14 protein-coding genes and 1 tRNA gene are annotated in these 14,709 nt (G+C 72.8%); 12 read left to right on the plus strand and 3 right to left on the minus strand.

Annotation, left to right across the window (positions count from 1 at the left end):
* Window positions 1-7: 7 nt before the first annotated feature.
* Entirely contained in the window at window positions 8-2,086 is a 2,079-nt protein-coding gene (locus AC4BDD_RS20525; protein ID WP_490686914.1) for a hypothetical protein, read from the minus strand.
* 403 nt (window positions 2,087-2,489) lie between these two features.
* Here AC4BDD_RS20525 and proB point away from each other — a divergent pair, with 403 nt between their 5' ends.
* The 5 genes from proB (at window position 2,490) to AC4BDD_RS20550 (ending at window position 7,755) form a co-directional block, all read left to right on the plus strand.
* The gene (proB, locus tag AC4BDD_RS20530; protein WP_490691861.1) at window positions 2,490-3,632 is read left to right on the plus strand and encodes a glutamate 5-kinase; all 1,143 of its coding nucleotides are present in this window, start codon (window positions 2,490-2,492) and stop codon (window positions 3,630-3,632) included.
* A gap of 250 nt (window positions 3,633-3,882) precedes the next feature.
* On the plus strand, window positions 3,883-4,407 hold the full coding sequence (locus AC4BDD_RS20535) for a DUF8830 family protein (RefSeq protein ID WP_490686915.1): 525 nt from the start codon (window positions 3,883-3,885) through the stop codon (window positions 4,405-4,407).
* A 177-nt stretch (window positions 4,408-4,584) separates the two neighbouring features.
* Window positions 4,585-5,883 (plus strand): glutamate-5-semialdehyde dehydrogenase, encoded by a 1,299-nt coding sequence (locus tag AC4BDD_RS20540; RefSeq protein WP_490686916.1) that lies wholly within the window; start codon window positions 4,585-4,587, stop codon window positions 5,881-5,883.
* A gap of 127 nt (window positions 5,884-6,010) precedes the next feature.
* Window positions 6,011-6,622, plus strand: coding sequence for an SCO2584 family spore wall biosynthesis protein (locus AC4BDD_RS20545; protein WP_490686917.1), 612 nt, complete (start codon window positions 6,011-6,013; stop codon window positions 6,620-6,622).
* A gap of 53 nt (window positions 6,623-6,675) precedes the next feature.
* Window positions 6,676-7,755, plus strand: coding sequence for an SCO2583 family membrane protein (locus tag AC4BDD_RS20550; protein ID WP_490686918.1), 1,080 nt, complete (start codon window positions 6,676-6,678; stop codon window positions 7,753-7,755).
* A gap of 46 nt (window positions 7,756-7,801) precedes the next feature.
* Here AC4BDD_RS20550 and AC4BDD_RS20555 read toward each other — a convergent pair whose 3' ends face one another.
* Window positions 7,802-8,959, minus strand: a complete 1,158-nt coding sequence (locus tag AC4BDD_RS20555; RefSeq protein ID WP_490686919.1) for a M48 family metallopeptidase — start codon at window positions 8,957-8,959, stop codon at window positions 7,802-7,804.
* Between the two features lie 92 nt (window positions 8,960-9,051).
* Here AC4BDD_RS20555 and AC4BDD_RS20560 point away from each other — a divergent pair, with 92 nt between their 5' ends.
* The 7 genes from AC4BDD_RS20560 to AC4BDD_RS20590 all read left to right on the plus strand — a co-directional run bounded on the left by AC4BDD_RS20560 (window position 9,052) and on the right by AC4BDD_RS20590 (window position 13,607).
* Window positions 9,052-9,207, plus strand: a complete 156-nt coding sequence (locus AC4BDD_RS20560; RefSeq protein WP_490686920.1) for a hypothetical protein — start codon at window positions 9,052-9,054, stop codon at window positions 9,205-9,207.
* A gap of 164 nt (window positions 9,208-9,371) precedes the next feature.
* Window positions 9,372-9,536 (plus strand): hypothetical protein, encoded by a 165-nt coding sequence (locus tag AC4BDD_RS20565; RefSeq protein WP_490686921.1) that lies wholly within the window; start codon window positions 9,372-9,374, stop codon window positions 9,534-9,536.
* Window positions 9,537-9,598: 62 nt separating this feature from the next.
* A complete protein-coding gene (gene nadD, locus AC4BDD_RS20570) occupies window positions 9,599-10,210 on the plus strand; it encodes a nicotinate-nucleotide adenylyltransferase (RefSeq protein WP_490686922.1) in 612 nt (203 codons plus the stop codon).
* Between the two features lie 10 nt (window positions 10,211-10,220).
* Window positions 10,221-12,104 carry an LCP family protein gene (locus tag AC4BDD_RS20575; protein WP_490686923.1) on the plus strand — a complete coding sequence of 628 codons (1,884 nt, stop codon included), beginning with the start codon at window positions 10,221-10,223 and terminating at the stop codon, window positions 12,102-12,104.
* A gap of 183 nt (window positions 12,105-12,287) precedes the next feature.
* Window positions 12,288-12,728: a ribosome silencing factor gene (gene rsfS, locus AC4BDD_RS20580; RefSeq protein WP_490686924.1), complete on the plus strand. Its 441-nt coding sequence runs from the start codon at window positions 12,288-12,290 to the stop codon at window positions 12,726-12,728.
* Window positions 12,725-13,378, plus strand: coding sequence for a histidine phosphatase family protein (locus AC4BDD_RS20585; RefSeq protein WP_490691862.1), 654 nt, complete (start codon window positions 12,725-12,727; stop codon window positions 13,376-13,378). Before rsfS ends, AC4BDD_RS20585 begins: the two co-directional genes overlap by 4 nt.
* Before the next feature lie 156 nt (window positions 13,379-13,534).
* A tRNA-Ala gene (locus tag AC4BDD_RS20590) sits at window positions 13,535-13,607 on the plus strand.
* Between the two features lie 102 nt (window positions 13,608-13,709).
* On the opposite strand, the gene AC4BDD_RS20595 is transcribed toward AC4BDD_RS20590, so the two are convergent.
* On the minus strand, window positions 13,710-14,687 hold the full coding sequence (locus AC4BDD_RS20595; protein ID WP_490686925.1) for a helix-turn-helix transcriptional regulator: 978 nt from the start codon (window positions 14,685-14,687) through the stop codon (window positions 13,710-13,712).
* Window positions 14,688-14,709: the final 22 nt, after the last annotated feature.

Below are 14,709 nucleotides of genomic sequence, written 5' to 3' on the forward strand. Positions count from 1 at the left end.
CGGAGACTCAGGCCGAGACCGACTCCTCCGCGCCGGCCTCCATCTCCATCTCCTCCGCCGCGTCCGTCGCCTCCCGCTGCGAGGGCAGCTCGGCGGCCAGACGGGTGGCCATCCGGGCCTGCCGCTCGTCCGCCTCGGCGGCCAGCGCGAGCGCGGCCTGGTTGAAGCGGACCATCGACGGCGGGTCGGACGGGCCGAGCAGGTGCTCCTTCAGCTCGGCGCGGGCGTCGGCCAGGGTGTCCTTCTCCGGCCGCCGGACCGACTCCAGCAGCGCGGGGACGCCCTCGGCGCCGGGGCTGAGGATGGTGGCGGCGCGCACCGTCGGGAAGCCCGCCTTGAAGTCCTCCTCCGACATGCCGCTGGTGTTCGCCACGGCGTACGGCTTCTCGCTGCTCAGGTAGTCCGATACCACGCTGGAGACATCGCTGATCAGCAGGTCGGCCTGGTTGAAGCAGCTGAAGATCGCCGGACGCGGGCCGGTGATGATCTGGTGCTCCCACTCCGGCAGAGAGGCCCAGAAGGCGTTCTCCCAGGCGATGGTGGCCTGGTCGACGCGCGCGGCGCGCCCGTCCTCCGGGCGGCCCTGGAGCAGCATCCGCTCGATCTCGTCCGCGCCGGGACGGAAGGCGGTCGTGGTCAGGCCGGTCAGCTCCTCGGTGCGGCGGGCCAGCTCGGCGGCCGCCTCCGGGCCCGGCCGGGCGCCACTGCGCTGGGCGTTGGCCGCGGCGATCATCGCCTTGATGCGCTCGTTGGCGGCGCCGGCCTGCGGCACCACGGATCCGGTCATCGGGTGTGGCTTGTAGACCAGGCGCACCGAGGGGTCGGCCAGCAGGGCGCGGACGATGTTCTCGCCCGCGAGCATCACCGAGGTGTTGCCCGGGTTGCCGTCCCAGCCCTCCCAGGTCGGCGCGTACAGCACGGTGGTGTACTGGGCGGTCGGCGCGCCCGAGTAGGGGCGGATCGGGGCGAGCTGCGGGCGGCCCACCTCCACCACGTCGCGGTCGTCGACGCCGATGTCGGCCTGCTGGTAGCGGTCGCGCGCGGCCGGCCCGGCCACCCACACCTCGTCGTACGCCTTGGCGTACGGGTTGCAGCTGGAGAGCTTGTCGCTCTCGCCGTGGTTGATGAAGGCGTGCTTGATCGAGGGGATGCGCAGCACCTGGGAGGTCTTGCCGGAGTTGGCCGGGTGCAGCAGCACCTTCAGCGCGGAGTGCTCCAGCCGCATCAGGTTGGCGACCTTGGGCAGGCAGACGATCGGAATGTCGGTCGCGTCGATCTTCTGCACCATGAAGCGCTCACGGAGCACGATGATCGGGTTGCCGTCCAGGGCGGCGAGCGTGGAGAGCCACATGTTCGCCTGGTACGCGGAAGTGGTGCCGCCGGAGAAGTACATGCCCACCGTCGGCTGGTACTCGGCCAGCCACTTGTCGAGCCACTCCAGCGCCTTCTGCTCGTTCACCGAGCGCTTGCGCGGCAGCAGCCAGGTGGCCAGGTGGGCCGTGCCGCCGATGCCGACGAGCACCGCGACCGTCAGGCCCGCAACGCCCCACCAGCCGTTCTCGGTGGCCATGGTGACCAGCACACCGGTGGTGGCCGGGACGGCCAGACGCAGCAGCCGGCGGCCGTGCTGGCGGGCGAACAGCCGCGGCGGCGCGGCGGTCAGGCGCAGCGAGGAGGCGTCGATGTTGCGGGTCACGAACGGCAGCTGGCGGGTGCGGCGGACCATCACCGCGGCCGCCTGGCAGGCGAAGTGCGCGAGGTAGAAGAGCAGCAGGCCGACGACGATGGGCGCGTGCTCCCGCGTCGGGTCGATGCCGTCGATGCGCAGCAGTCCGACCAGGATGAGCATGTCGCGGATCAGCTGCCGCACCATGACGTCGAAGCGGATCTTGCCCAGCAGCGAGAGCAGGCCGGGCTGCTTGTGCTGGAGATACAGATCGAGGGCGAGGCCACCCGCCGAGGCGGCGATGAGCAGGGGGACGTTCGGCAGTACGGCACCGATGAGCTGAGTGGTGAAGAACACCACCATCGCGATCAGCGCCGCCAGCTGCACGGCTCGGCGGGAGGAGGGTCCGGCAGAGGGCACGGGGTGGGCTCCTGGCAGGAGAAGCGGCGGAATGGGGGTCTTTCGATGTGGGTTGGCCAGGTGTTCCCCGCGCAGACGTCTGGACGACGCCCGGGTTTGCGGAGCAGGCCGACCACTGACCGTATGCCGCGGCCGGGGCCGGTGACAATCTCTGGTGACGCCAATCACCCCAGACTCGGACAGAACGCAGCGGCGTCCGCGGGACGGAATGCGGCGGCGCCGGTACCGGCCCCTGACGTAGATTGCGAGGTGCGGACCGGGAACGCCCCCGGTCCGGCGGAACCGGGGGGCGCCCCCTCGGTGCCGGTGGACGACGGCACGGACAAGGGCAGGGGACGGCGTGGCAGCGCAGGACGGGACCGGGAGTCCCTCCGGACAGGAACCGGGGCAGACACGGGACGAGGTGACCGCGGCCCGCCGGATCGTGGTCAAGATCGGCTCGTCCTCTCTGACCACCGCCGCCGGCGGGCTGGACGCGGACCGGGTCGACGCCCTCGTCGACGTCCTCGCCAAGGTGCTGGACGGGCGCGGCGGGCAGGAGGGCGCCGGGGAGGGCGACCGGCCGGAGAAGGAGATCGTGCTGGTCTCCTCCGGAGCCATCGCCGCCGGACTCGCCCCGCTCGGGCTGGACCGGCGCCCCCGCGACCTGGCCCGCCAGCAGGCCGCCGCCAGTGTCGGCCAGGGCCTGCTGGTCGCCCGCTACACCGCGTCCTTCGCCCGCTACGGCCGCCGGGTCGGCCAGATCCTGCTGACCACCGACGACACCAGCCGCCGCGCCCACTACCGCAACGCCACCCGCACCCTGGACCAGCTGCTGGCCATGGGCGCGGTGCCGATCGTCAACGAGAACGACACCGTCGCCACCGACGAGATCCGGTTCGGCGACAACGACCGGCTGGCCGCGCTGGTGGCGCACCTGGTCCGCGCGGACCTGCTGGTGCTGCTCTCCGACGTCGACGGCCTCTACGACGGGGACCCCAGCATCCCCGGCACCTCCCGGATCGCCGAGGTCACCGGCCCGCACGACCTGGAGGGCATCACGATCGGCAGCGCCGGCCGGGCCGGGGTCGGCACCGGCGGCATGGTCACCAAGGTCGAGGCCGCCCGGATCGCCGCCGCGGCCGGCATCCCGGTGGTGCTCACCGCCGCCAGCCACGCCGCCGACGCCCTGCTGGGCCGCCCCACCGGCACCTACTTCCACCGCACCGGCCGCCGCTCCCGCGACCGGCTGCTGTGGCTGGCGCACGCCTCCGCGCCGCGCGGCGCGCTCACCCTGGACGACGGCGCGGTGCGCGCCGTGGTCGAGCGGGGTGGCTCGCTGCTGCCGGCGGGCATCGCCGCCGTCGAGGGCGACTTCACCGCCGGTGACCCGGTGGAGCTGCGGGACGCGACGGGGCGGGCCGTGGCGCGCGGCCTGGTCAGCTTCGACGCCAAGGAGATCCCCCGGCTGCTGGGCCGGTCCACCCGCGAGCTGGCCAAGGAGCTCGGCGCCGCGTACGAGCGCGAGGTGGTGCACCGCGACGACCTCGTGGTGCTGCGCCGCTGAGCGTCCGGTCCGTCGCCGAGCGTCCGGGGCTGGTCCGTCGCCGAGCGTCCGGGGCGCCCCCGTCACACCCGCGTGTCACCCCGTCCCCCTGACGAGCGTCAGCGCGGGAGAGAAAACACGACAAGTCCAGCTTTGCAAGCGGGACCTTCCGTAAAACCGCCCCGCGCCCGCCCGGGGACTGGTCAACTTTGTTGCGGACGGAGTCGCCCACACGGCTTCGTTTCAAAACGCGAGCAACGGGAGGCCGCCGGTGAGACGAGGGCGTCCAGGGGCGCAGCCGCGAGGCGGGAACACCTCCGCCCAGGCCCGCAGGGGCGCGGGGGAGGAGCGCACCCTGACGAGTGTGGCGACGCACGACACAGCCGGCGCGGGCGACCGGCCGGAGGGCGTCGCGCCCGGGACGGCCCAGGGTCCGTCGGGCGTCCCCCAGGGGCTCTCCCGGCTGTGGCACGTCACCCTCAGCGTCTCGGGGGCCGAGGCGCCGCTGCCGGAGGTCCGGCGGGCCCTGGAGCAGCTCGCCCACGACCATCCGTTCCTGCTGACCAGCCGCTATGCCAACGACCACGCCGAGATCCGGTACTGGGAGGAGGCCCGCGACCTGCATGACGCGGCCGCGGTCGCGCTGCGGCTGTGGGGCGAGCACCGGTCCACCGCCCAGCTGCCGCCGTGGGAGATCGTGGGGCTGGAGGTCATCGACCGGGAGACCTACCACCAGCGGATAGCGGAGGGGTACGGCCCGCCGCCCGCGTCCCCGGTCGGCGTGCACCCCTTCTGACCGCCTCGACCGCCTGCCCTTCCCGGCGCCGGCCTTCCCCCACCGGCAACCCCTCGCCCCGCTTTCGGCTCGCGAAGCGCCGTCTTCCCCTTCCGGCCCTTCCGAATGCCGACCCTTCCGTCTCGGAAAGCGGAATACCGGTCGGTCACCCTCGCTCGGCTCAGTAGGCTTTCGGACATGACCAGCGCACCGACCTCGCCCCTCGCCAACCCCTGGCCCAAGTCTCCGGTCCACCAGGCCGCCTACCGGGCCCGCGCTGCGGCCACCGACCTGGCGCCGCTGCCCCGCGCCGCCAAGGACGATGCCCTGCTGGCGATCGCCGACGCGCTGGAGGTGCGCACCAAGGAGATCGTCGAGGCCAACGCGGTGGACGTGGAGCGGGCGCGCGAGGCCGGCACCAGGGAGTCGATCATCGACCGGCTGACCCTCACCCCGGAGCGGGTGCGGGCCATCGCCTCGGACGTCCGCGACGTGGTGGCGCTGCCCGACCCGGTCGGCGAGGTGGTGCGCGGCTCGACCCTGCCCAACGGCATCGACCTGCGCCAGGTCCGGGTGCCGCTCGGCGTCGTCGGCATCATCTACGAGGCCCGGCCCAATGTGACCGTGGACGCCGCGGCGCTCTGCCTGAAGTCGGGCAACGCGGTCCTGCTGCGCGGCTCCTCGTCCGCCTACGCCTCCAACACCGCCCTGGTGAAGGTGATCCGCGACGCGGTCGGCGGCGCCGGGCTGCCCGCCGACGCCGTGCAGCTGGTGCCCGGCGAGAGCCGCGACTCGGTGCGCGAGCTGATGCGCGCCCGCGGCCTGGTCGACGTGCTGATCCCGCGCGGCGGCGCCTCGCTGATCCGCACCGTGGTCGAGGAGTCCACCGTCCCGGTGATCGAGACCGGCACCGGAAACTGCCATGTGTACGTGGACGCGCAGGCCGATCTCGACATGGCCGTCGAGATCCTGGTCAACTCCAAGGCACAGCGGCCGAGCGTGTGCAACGCCGCGGAGACCCTGCTGGTGCACCAGGACATCGCCGACCGCTTCCTGCCGCGCGCGCTGGCGGCGCTGGCCGCGGCCGGGGTGACGGTGCACGCCGACGAGCGGGTGCTGGCCGCCGCGCAGGGCTCCGAGGCCACCGTGGTCCCGGCGGTCGTCGAGGACTGGGAGACCGAGTACCTCAGCTACGACATCGCGGCGGCGGTGGTGGACTCGCTGGACGCGGCCGTCGCGCACATCCGGCTGTGGTCCTCCGGTCACACCGAGGCGATCGTCACCACCTCGCAGGCGGCCGCCCGCCGGTTCACCCAGTTGGTCGATTCCACCACGGTCGCGGTCAACGCCTCGACCCGCTTCACCGACGGCGGTCAGTTCGGCTTCGGCGCCGAGATCGGCATCTCCACCCAGAAGCTGCACGCCCGCGGGCCGATGGGCCTGCCCGAGCTGACGTCCACCAAGTACATCGTCACCGGCGACGGCCACACCCGCTGACGCCGGCCGGCCCCGCCTCAAGTCCCCGCCGAGGCCCGCCGGAGTCCGGTGCGCCGCCGGTTGCGCTGTCCGATCCGCGGCGGAATCCGCCCTGCCCAAACGGACCGCTCAGGTCTACTCTGATGGGGTGCCGGACGACGTGGGGGGCAGGCCGTTCCCGGACGGCGACGAGCCCGACGACCGCAGCCACGGGGAAGCGGAGGACGCCTTCGCCTCCGTGGTCTTCGACGAGGACTTCGTAAGGTCGGCCGAGATCCACGAGCCGACCGCGATCGAGCGCATGCTGGCCGCCGCCCAGGCGCGCGCCGAGGCGGAGGCCGCCCGCCGCCGCACCGGCGCGGGCCACGCGGACGACGAGCCGTACGAGGACGGATTCGGCCCCGAAGCCGAATTCGGCTACGACCCCCACGAGGACCGGGGGCGCGACGGGCGCTTCGGCCCGCACGAGGACGGCTACGACCCCTACGGGACCTATGACGGCTCCGAGCGGCCCTACCGCAGCCATGTGCGATGGCACCGCCCGGTCGCCTGGCTGCTCGCCGTGCTGATGGGCATCGGCGTGGTCGCGCTCGCCTTCGCCGCGGTCTACCGCGGCGCCTCCGGCGGCCGCCAGGATCCCGCGCCGCCGCCCGCCACCAGCGGCGTCGACAGCCCTCCCGCCGACCGCAAGGGCTCGCTGCCCTCCGGGCGGACCGAATCCCGCGTCCCCGCGGCCTCCGCCGCCCCGGACGCGTCGTGAAGTTGTCACCGGCGCGCCCTTTACCCGGGCCTTAGGGGACCTACCCTGGTGATATGGCCGGGCCTGGAGACCCTCCCGAGGGGACACCCGAGGGCGTTCCCGGAGGAAGCGACGACGAATACCGATCCGTCGTCTTCGACGAGTCGTTCGTGAGAGCTGCCCGGCTCCAGGAATTCTCCGCCCAGGAGCGCATGGGGGAGCACGCCCGCGCGGTACGCAGCCGGCACGTCTGGGGCCGGCTGAACCTCTCCCGGCAGGCCCTCCTGCTCGTCCTGCTGATCGCCGTCGCCTTCGCCACCGCCGTCTACATGGGCATCCGGCACCCCTACCAGCCGGCCCCGCGCGCCGCCGCCGATCCGCTGCGCAGCAGCGTGGTCCCGCTGGCCCCGAGCGAGCCGGTGCCCGGCGGCCGGGCCGCCGACCTCTTCGTGCACAGCCCGGCAGCGGAGTACCGCACCGGCGCCGCGGGGGTCACCCTGCCGGGCGCCCGGAGCACCGAGAACTTCTCCCAGAGCGAGGTGATGGCCGCGCTGACCACGGCGAAGGAGTACGTCGTCGCCTCGGCCATCGACCACGAGGTGATCTCCGGCGGCTCCACCCGGCCGGTGCGGCTGCTGCTCGACCCCGGCCAGCTCGACCAGTTCGACCGCAGCTTCAAGCACCCGGCCGACGACGGGCGGCACGCGGCCACCGGCTGGCTGATCCGCTTCGACCCCACCCGGGTGACGCCGGTGGACGACGAGCCGGTCCGGGTCCGGGGCAGCCTGACGGTGGTCGAGCGCGCCGCCGGCACCCTGGAGATCACCGCCGATCACACCTTCGTGTACGCCGTCCGGCCGGCCGGCGACCCCAGCGCGGACGGTGCCTCGCTCTTCACCGTGCGCCGTGAGGCGCGCTTCCAGCTCGACAGCGAGGACGTCCGTGATCGCCACGTGGAGCTGGTGTACAGCTCGCTCAAGGTGGGCCCGCAGACGTGCGCCACGGACAGCGCCGGCTACCTGCGGCCGCTGCTGGCCGGGCAGAGCGCCCGGAACGACGGACCGGCCGGCACCGACCCGTACGCCACCGGTCGGCCCTCCGACGCGCTGTGCGGAGTGCTGTCCCCCGACGCCCAGCCGAAGCTGCCCTCGTGATCGAAACGTGCCTGACCGGACGCGATCAGGCGTTGATCAGGTGTGATCAGACCGGTCCCGGAGACCCGCCCTGCGACCCGTCCCCCGGCCTGTCCTGCGACCCGTCGCGCGGCCGGTCCTGCGACGCGTCCCGTGGCCCGTCCCCCGGCCCGTCCTGCGGCTTGTCGCGCCCGCCGCTCCCGGTGAACCGGTCCCGCAGCTTGCCGCCCAGCTCACCGGCGCCGTCCGCCACGTCCCGGACGAACGCCATCAGCGGATCCTTGCTGCCCCGGACCGTGCCGGCGTAGTGGGCGGCGGACTCCCGGAAGGAGTCCGACACCGAGGCGCGCGGGTCCTCCGCACGCTGCGGGTAATGGCCGTCCATGATCCGCTGGTAGTCCCGGCCGGAGGCCCACCGCTTGAGCTCGGCGGCGCGCACCGTGGTGAACGGGTGGCTGCGCGGCAGCATGTTCATGATCTTGAGCACCGAGTCCCGGAGATCGCCCGCGGACTCGTACTCCTCGGCCTGCTCCAGGAAGGCGTCCACGTTCATCTCGTGCAAATGGTGGCCACCCGCCAGCTTCATCAGAGCGCGCATCGACGCCTGCAGATCCTGACCCACCAGCAGCCCGGCCCGGTCCGCCGACAGCTCCGACTTGCGGAACCACTCGCGCAGGGCGGTCACCACCGCCGTCACCGCCACGTTCCCCAGCGGTATCCAGGCGACCTTCAGCGCGAAGTTGGTGAGGAAGAGCAGCACCGTGCGGTAGACCGAGTGCCCGGACAGCGCGTGGCCGACCTCATGGCCGATGACCGCGCGCATCTCCTCCTCGTCCAGCAACTCGACCAGCCCGGTGCTCAGCACGATGATCGGCTCGTCCAGGCCGATGCACATCGCGCTGGGCTGCGGGTTCTGCGTCACGTACATCGCCGGGACCTTCTCCAGGTCCAGGATGTAGCAGGCGTCCCGCAGCATGTCGTTCAGGTGCGCGAACTGCCGCTCGCCGACCCGCACCGAGTCCGACAGGTACAGCAGCCGCAGACTGCGCTCGGGCAGCAGCCCGCTGAGCGCCTTGAAGGCGGTGTCGAAACCGCTCAGCCTGCGCAGCGCCACCAGCGCCGAGCGGTCCGCCGGGTGCTCGTACGCGCGCGACGAGATACCGGGGAACCGGCGCCGGTCGCGGCCTGGCACGTCCTGCCGTCCGTAGGTCGTGCTGTCGCTCATGTCAGACCCCCTCGCATACCGCTGCCCGGATCCGTCCCGCCCCCGGTAACCCCCACCCTAGGCCCACCGGAGGCGGTGGCTACCGTGGAGACATGCCTGACATGACCGGCCTGACCACCGAACTGCTCGCCGTCTCCGCCAAGGACCAGGGGCCGGGCGCGCTGCTGCGCACCGTCCTCGTCGTCGCCATCGTCGGCGTGCCCCTGGTCGCCTGGCTCCTGCTCCGCGGATACCGCAAGCAGGACTAGCGTTCACCGCACGCCGCGCCGGCGAGTACCGCGAGCAGGGCCGGCCGTTCCCCAGCCGTCCCTGGAACGACTGGCGCGAGCCCCGGCGGCGCGGCGCCGATCACCCCGCTTACGATGTGGCAGACGTATTGGCCCGCTCACATCCCGGATTGGTCCTGGCGACGATGACCGCTTACAGCACCGCGCACACCCTGGCCACCCTCGCCTCCGAGGGCGGCGAGCACGGCGGCAACCACGACAGCATCAGCCCGTACATGACCGGCGGTGCCGCCCTGGTCATCCTCTTCCTGCTGCTGTGGATCACCACCCGCTTCAACCGCGACCGCTGACCGGCGCCTCACCACCTCCCGGCCGCGACACCGGGCGAACGGGCCCAGTAGGGTCTGCACGCATGGGAGAGCAGAAACGGTCCGCGAAGCGGCGGCTCGGCGTGATGGGCGGGACATTCGACCCGATCCACCACGGTCACCTGGTCGCCGCCAGCGAGGTGGCCGCGCAGTTCCACCTGGACGAGGTGGTGTTCGTTCCGACCGGGCAGCCGTGGCAGAAGAGCCACAAGAAGGTGTCCCCGGCCGAGGACCGCTATCTGATGACGGTGATCGCCACCGCCTCCAACCCCCAGTTCTCGGTCAGCCGCATCGACATCGACCGCGGCGGCCCCACCTACACCACCGATACGCTGCGCGAGTTGCGCGCGGAGAACGGTGACGCGGATCTGTTCTTCATCACCGGCGCGGACGCGCTCGCCCAGATCCTCACCTGGCGGGACACCGAGGAGCTGTTCTCCCTCGCCCACTTCATCGGGGTGACCCGGCCCGGCCACATACTGGCCGACCCGGGGCTTCCGGAGGGCGGAGTCTCGTTCGTCGAGGTGCCGGCGCTGGCGATCTCGTCCTCCGACTGCCGCGCCCGAGTCGCGGCGGGCGATCCGGTCTGGTATCTGGTGCCGGACGGTGTGGTGCGCTACATCGACAAGCGCGAGCTGTACCGGCACGACTGCTGAAGGGGTACCGGTGAACGACGGACAGGACCCGTACGGGCAGGATCCCGGCCAGGATCCCTACGCACCGCAGGTGTACGGCTACGACGCCTACGGCCGGCCGGTCTACCAGCAGCCGCAGGGCCCTGCCCCGGAGTACGGGTACGACGCGTACGGCCGCCCGGTGCAGCAGCCCGCGCCGTCCCTGCCGCACCAGTACGACCCTTCCGCGACCTACGACTGGGCGGACCCGCACGCGCAGGCTCAGGCCCCGCAGGGGTACCGGGCCCAGCAGGCGCCGCAGGCCCCGCAGGCCCAGCACTCCGCGCAGGCGTACCAGGCCCAGCAGGCCCAGCAGGTCCGCCAGGAGTACGCCCCCGGGTTCACCCCTGACCCCACCCCCGATTTCTCCCCCGACTTCGGCTCGTACGACACCGGGCACCCCCAGTCCGGTGGCGGCGACACCGGTCAGCAGCCCCTCGTCCCCCCGCAGCGCGGACACGAGCCGGGGCCCCGGACGCGCCCCGCGGCCGGGGAGCGCCCGGACGACGGGAACGGCCCCTACCGCACCGAGCAGTTCTCCTTCCTCGAAGAGCCGGACGAGGACTCCGAGGACGTCATCGACTGGTTGAAATTCGCCGAAACCCGAACGGAGCGACGCGACGAGCGCCGTCGCAAGACACGCAATCGGGTGATCGCGCTGATGGTGCTGCTGGTCCTGGCCGCCGCCGGCGGGGTCGGCTACCTGTGGTCGGCGGGCAAGCTCCCCGGCCAGCCCGGCTCCACGGACGAGCAGGCCGGCTCCAGCGGCCCGCAGCAGCGCCACGTCATCGTGCTGCACCTGCACGAGACGGGCGGCGAGGAGACCTCCACCGTGCTGCTCGTCGACAACGAGACCACCAAGAAGGGCACCACGGTCCTGCTGCCCAACGCGCTCGCGGTCGCCACCGACGAAGGCGGCTCCACCACGCTGGGCAAGTCCGTCGAGGACAGCTCGGACGCCACCCGGGAGGCGCTCGGCGCGCTGCTCGGCACCCGGATCGAGGGCACCTGGCGGCTGGACACCCCCTACCTGGAGAACCTCGTCGAGCTGGTCGACGGCATCACCGTCGACCCGGACGTGACCGTGCCGGCGGAGAAGAAGGGCGCCGACCCGCTGGTCGTCCGCGGCAAGGACCGGACGCTGAACGGCCGCGCCGCCGTCGCCTACGCCACCTACCGGGCACCCGCCGAGGCGCAGACCAAGCAGCTGAGCCGCTTCGGCCAGGTGATGCACGCGGTGCTGCGGAAGATGTCCAGCGACGCCGGGGACGCCACCACCACCGTCGAGTCGCTCGCCCAGATCGCCGACCCCTCGCTCAGCGAGCAGGAGCTCGGCGCCTCGCTGGCCAAGCTCGCCGAGCTGGCCAAGACCGGCGCGTACGAGACCACGCCGCTGCCGGTGCAGCAGGACGGCACGCTCAGCCAGGAGGCGACCGACCACGTCGTCAAGGACATCCTCGGCGGCACGGTGAAGAACACCGACCAGGGCTCCACCGCGCGGGTCAGCGTGCGGAACGCCACCGGCAAGCCGGGCGCGGCGAGCGCCGCCCAGGTCGCGCTGGTCAACGGCGGCTTCACCGTCGTCGGCGCCACCGACGCGGGCGACTCGACCGTGCCCGTTACGCGGGTGACCTACACCGACGAGCGGCAGGCGGCGCAGGCCAGGGAGGTCGCCAAGACGCTGGGCCTGCCGGCGGGCGCGGTCCGCAAGGGCAAGGGCGCGGCCAACGCGGACGTGACCGTGGAGCTGGGCCAGGACTACAAGGGCGCGAAGGGGGCCGGCGCGGGCACCGGCTCCCCGGGCGGCACGGACCCGGCCGGGTCGACGGCCGCCGGGGCGACCGCATCCGCGGGAGCCGCGGGATCAGCGGACTGAGCCGAGGCTTCCGCGGGCGGGGCCGCGGCCCACGCGGGCTGAGCTGCGGCTTACGCGGGCGGAGCCGCGGGTTCGGCGGTCCTGGGCAGCGGGGTCCGCGGGCCGGACAAAACGGCTGGCCAAGGTGTCGGTGGGGCGTGAGACCCTTGAGGGAGAAACGACCCCGATCCGAAAGTGCCGCTTGTGACCGCCACGGACCGCTCCATCGAGCTCATCAACGCCGCCGCCCAGGCGGCCGCCGACAAGCTCGCGCACGACATCATCGCGTACGACGTCAGCGACGTTCTCTCGATCACCGACGCCTTCCTGCTGGCCTCGGCGCCCAGCGACCGCCAGGTGAAGGCGATCGTCGACGAGATCGAGGAGCGGCTGGGCAAGGAGCTGGGCGCCAAGCCGGTCCGCCGCGAGGGCGACCGCGAGGCCCGCTGGGTGCTGCTCGACTACGTGGACATCGTGGTCCACGTCCAGCACAGCGAGGAGCGCGTCTTCTACGCGCTGGAGCGGCTCTGGAAGGACTGCCCGCAGCTGGAGCTCCCCGCGGACGCCGTCGCCACCCGCGGCAAGGGCGAGGAGTACGCCCAGAGCCAGGCCGCGGCCGGCGATCTGGGCGGTGAGCTGAGCTGAACGGTGCCAGGGGCGGCCGGGGCCGCCGCATAGTCCTGTGGCGCCACGGTCAGACCTCGTGGAACCTCGAGCGCCGCTTCCAGGGCTCCACGGACATCGAGCTGACCGAGATGGGCCGGGGCCAGGCGCGCCGCGCGGCCCGTCTGCTGGCCGCGCTCAAGCCCGACGCGATCATCGCCTCCGACCTCAAGCGGGCCACCGCGACCGCCGCCGAGCTGTCCGCGCTGACCGGGCTGGAGGTCGCCCAGGACACCGGACTGCGGGAGACCTACGCGGGCCAGTGGCAGGGGTTGACCCACGAGGAGATCATCGAGCGCTTCGGCGAGCAGTACGCCGCCTGGAAGCGCGGTGAGCCGGTGCGGCGCGGCGGCGGCGAACTGGAGACCGAGGTCGCCGAACGGGCGGCACCGGTGGTCCTGCACCACGCCGACAAGCTGCCGGACGGCGGCACGCTCGTCGTGGTCAGCCACGGCGGCACCATCCGCACCACCATCGGGCGGCTGCTCGACCTGGACTCCCGCTCCTGGGAGGCGCTCGGCGGCCTGTCGAACTGCTGCTGGTCGGTGCTGGGCGAGGGAGTCCGCGGCTGGCGCCTGCTGGAGCACAACGCCGGCACCCTCCCGGAGCCGGTGCTCGGCGACGACGACTGAGCGGACCGCGCGCCGCGGCCGGGGCCTCCTCGGCCTCGCCGACCGCCCCGGACACCGCCCGGCGAGGGCGGATTTCCCATTCGGGCAGGTCACAGGCTAAGGTTCTTCTTGTTCGCGGCACGGCGGGGAGAAAAACCCGGCGAGCTGGGGAACAGCGGGGCTATAGCTCAGTTGGTAGAGCGCCTGCATGGCATGCAGGAGGTCAGGAGTTCAATTCTCCTTAGCTCCACAGCCCGCAAAGATCCCGGTCCTCATCGAGGGCCGGGATCTTTCGTTTCCCCGGGCTTTCCCGGGCTTTCCCCGGGCCTTTCCCCGGGCGTCTCCCGGCCGGTCAGCCGACGGTGACCTCCGCCCCCGGGACCCGATCCGGCGGCCGAGGCTGCCGCGCCCGGTCGGCCAGGATCACCGAGAGCGGCCGGACGTGCTCCGGGCAGCCCAGCAGCGGATCCTCGACGGTGCGCAGCTCGGCCATGCGGGCCCGGCTCTCCTCGTCCTGCGGGGTGTAGACGACGATCCGGGTGTCCGGCGCCCCGCTGACCGCCAGCGAGGTCGAGGTGAGCCGCATCTCGCCCACCGAGGGGTGCCTGACGGTCTTGACCCGCGGGCCGGGCGGCGCGACATCGCCGGTCTCCCACAGCCGGCGGAAATCCTCGCTGACCGCGGAGAGCCGCGCGATGAAGGACTCCCAGCAGGGCTCGCCGACATGGCGGCCGTAGGCCCCGCGGAAGGTCGCCACCAGGGTCGGCAGCTCCTCGCGGTAGTTGCGGAACGGGTTGCAGCACTGCGCGTGGGCGAACATCTGCCACAGCACGTTCGGCGCCTCGCCCGCCGCCACGATCGGAAAGAGGTCCCGGTACCCCTGGTTGCAGGCGAGGACGTCGAAGAGGGCGTTGTAGACCACGGCCGGCAGCGGGTCCAGCGCGTCGACGATGCCCCGCACCTCGGCCCCGACGCTGGTCGCGTCCCCCTGGCGGTCCGGGACGTACGGCACCTCGGCGAGGTGGTACAGGTGCTCGCGCTCGGCCGCGTCCAGCCGGAGGGTACGCGCCACCGCGTCCAGCACCTGCACGCTGGCGTTGATCGGGCGGCCCTGCTCCAGCCAGGTGTACCAGGTGACGCCGACTCCGGAGAGCTGGGCGACCTCCTCACGCCGCAGCCCCGGGGTGCGGCGGCGCAGGCCCGGCGGCATTCCCACGTCCGCCGGTGTCACCCGGGCCCGGCGGTTGCGCAGGAAGGTCGCCAGCTCGGGCCTCCTGCGCTGGGTGTTCACGCCCATCGTCGTCCCCCGTAGTCGATCTTCATCGTCCATACTCCCGACGCCGGACGATCGT

This window comes from Streptomyces sp. JLBT605 (genome assembly GCF_058215555.1).

What these genes read in the sequence shown, in the direction of transcription:
- AC4BDD_RS20560 (WP_490686920.1), top strand. Translation starts at nt 9,052, where the DNA reads ATGCCTGACATGACCGGCCTGACCACCGAACTGCTCGCCGTCTCCGCC.
- AC4BDD_RS20595 (WP_490686925.1), bottom strand. Translation starts at nt 14,687, where the DNA reads ATGGACGATGAAGATCGACTACGGGGGACGACGATGGGCGTGAACACC.
- nadD (WP_490686922.1), top strand. Translation starts at nt 9,599, where the DNA reads ATGGGAGAGCAGAAACGGTCCGCGAAGCGGCGGCTCGGCGTGATGGGC.
- AC4BDD_RS20540 (WP_490686916.1), top strand. Translation starts at nt 4,585, where the DNA reads ATGACCAGCGCACCGACCTCGCCCCTCGCCAACCCCTGGCCCAAGTCT.
- AC4BDD_RS20555 (WP_490686919.1), bottom strand. Translation starts at nt 8,959, where the DNA reads ATGAGCGACAGCACGACCTACGGACGGCAGGACGTGCCAGGCCGCGAC.
- AC4BDD_RS20550 (WP_490686918.1), top strand. Translation starts at nt 6,676, where the DNA reads ATGGCCGGGCCTGGAGACCCTCCCGAGGGGACACCCGAGGGCGTTCCC.
- AC4BDD_RS20565 (WP_490686921.1), top strand. Translation starts at nt 9,372, where the DNA reads ATGACCGCTTACAGCACCGCGCACACCCTGGCCACCCTCGCCTCCGAG.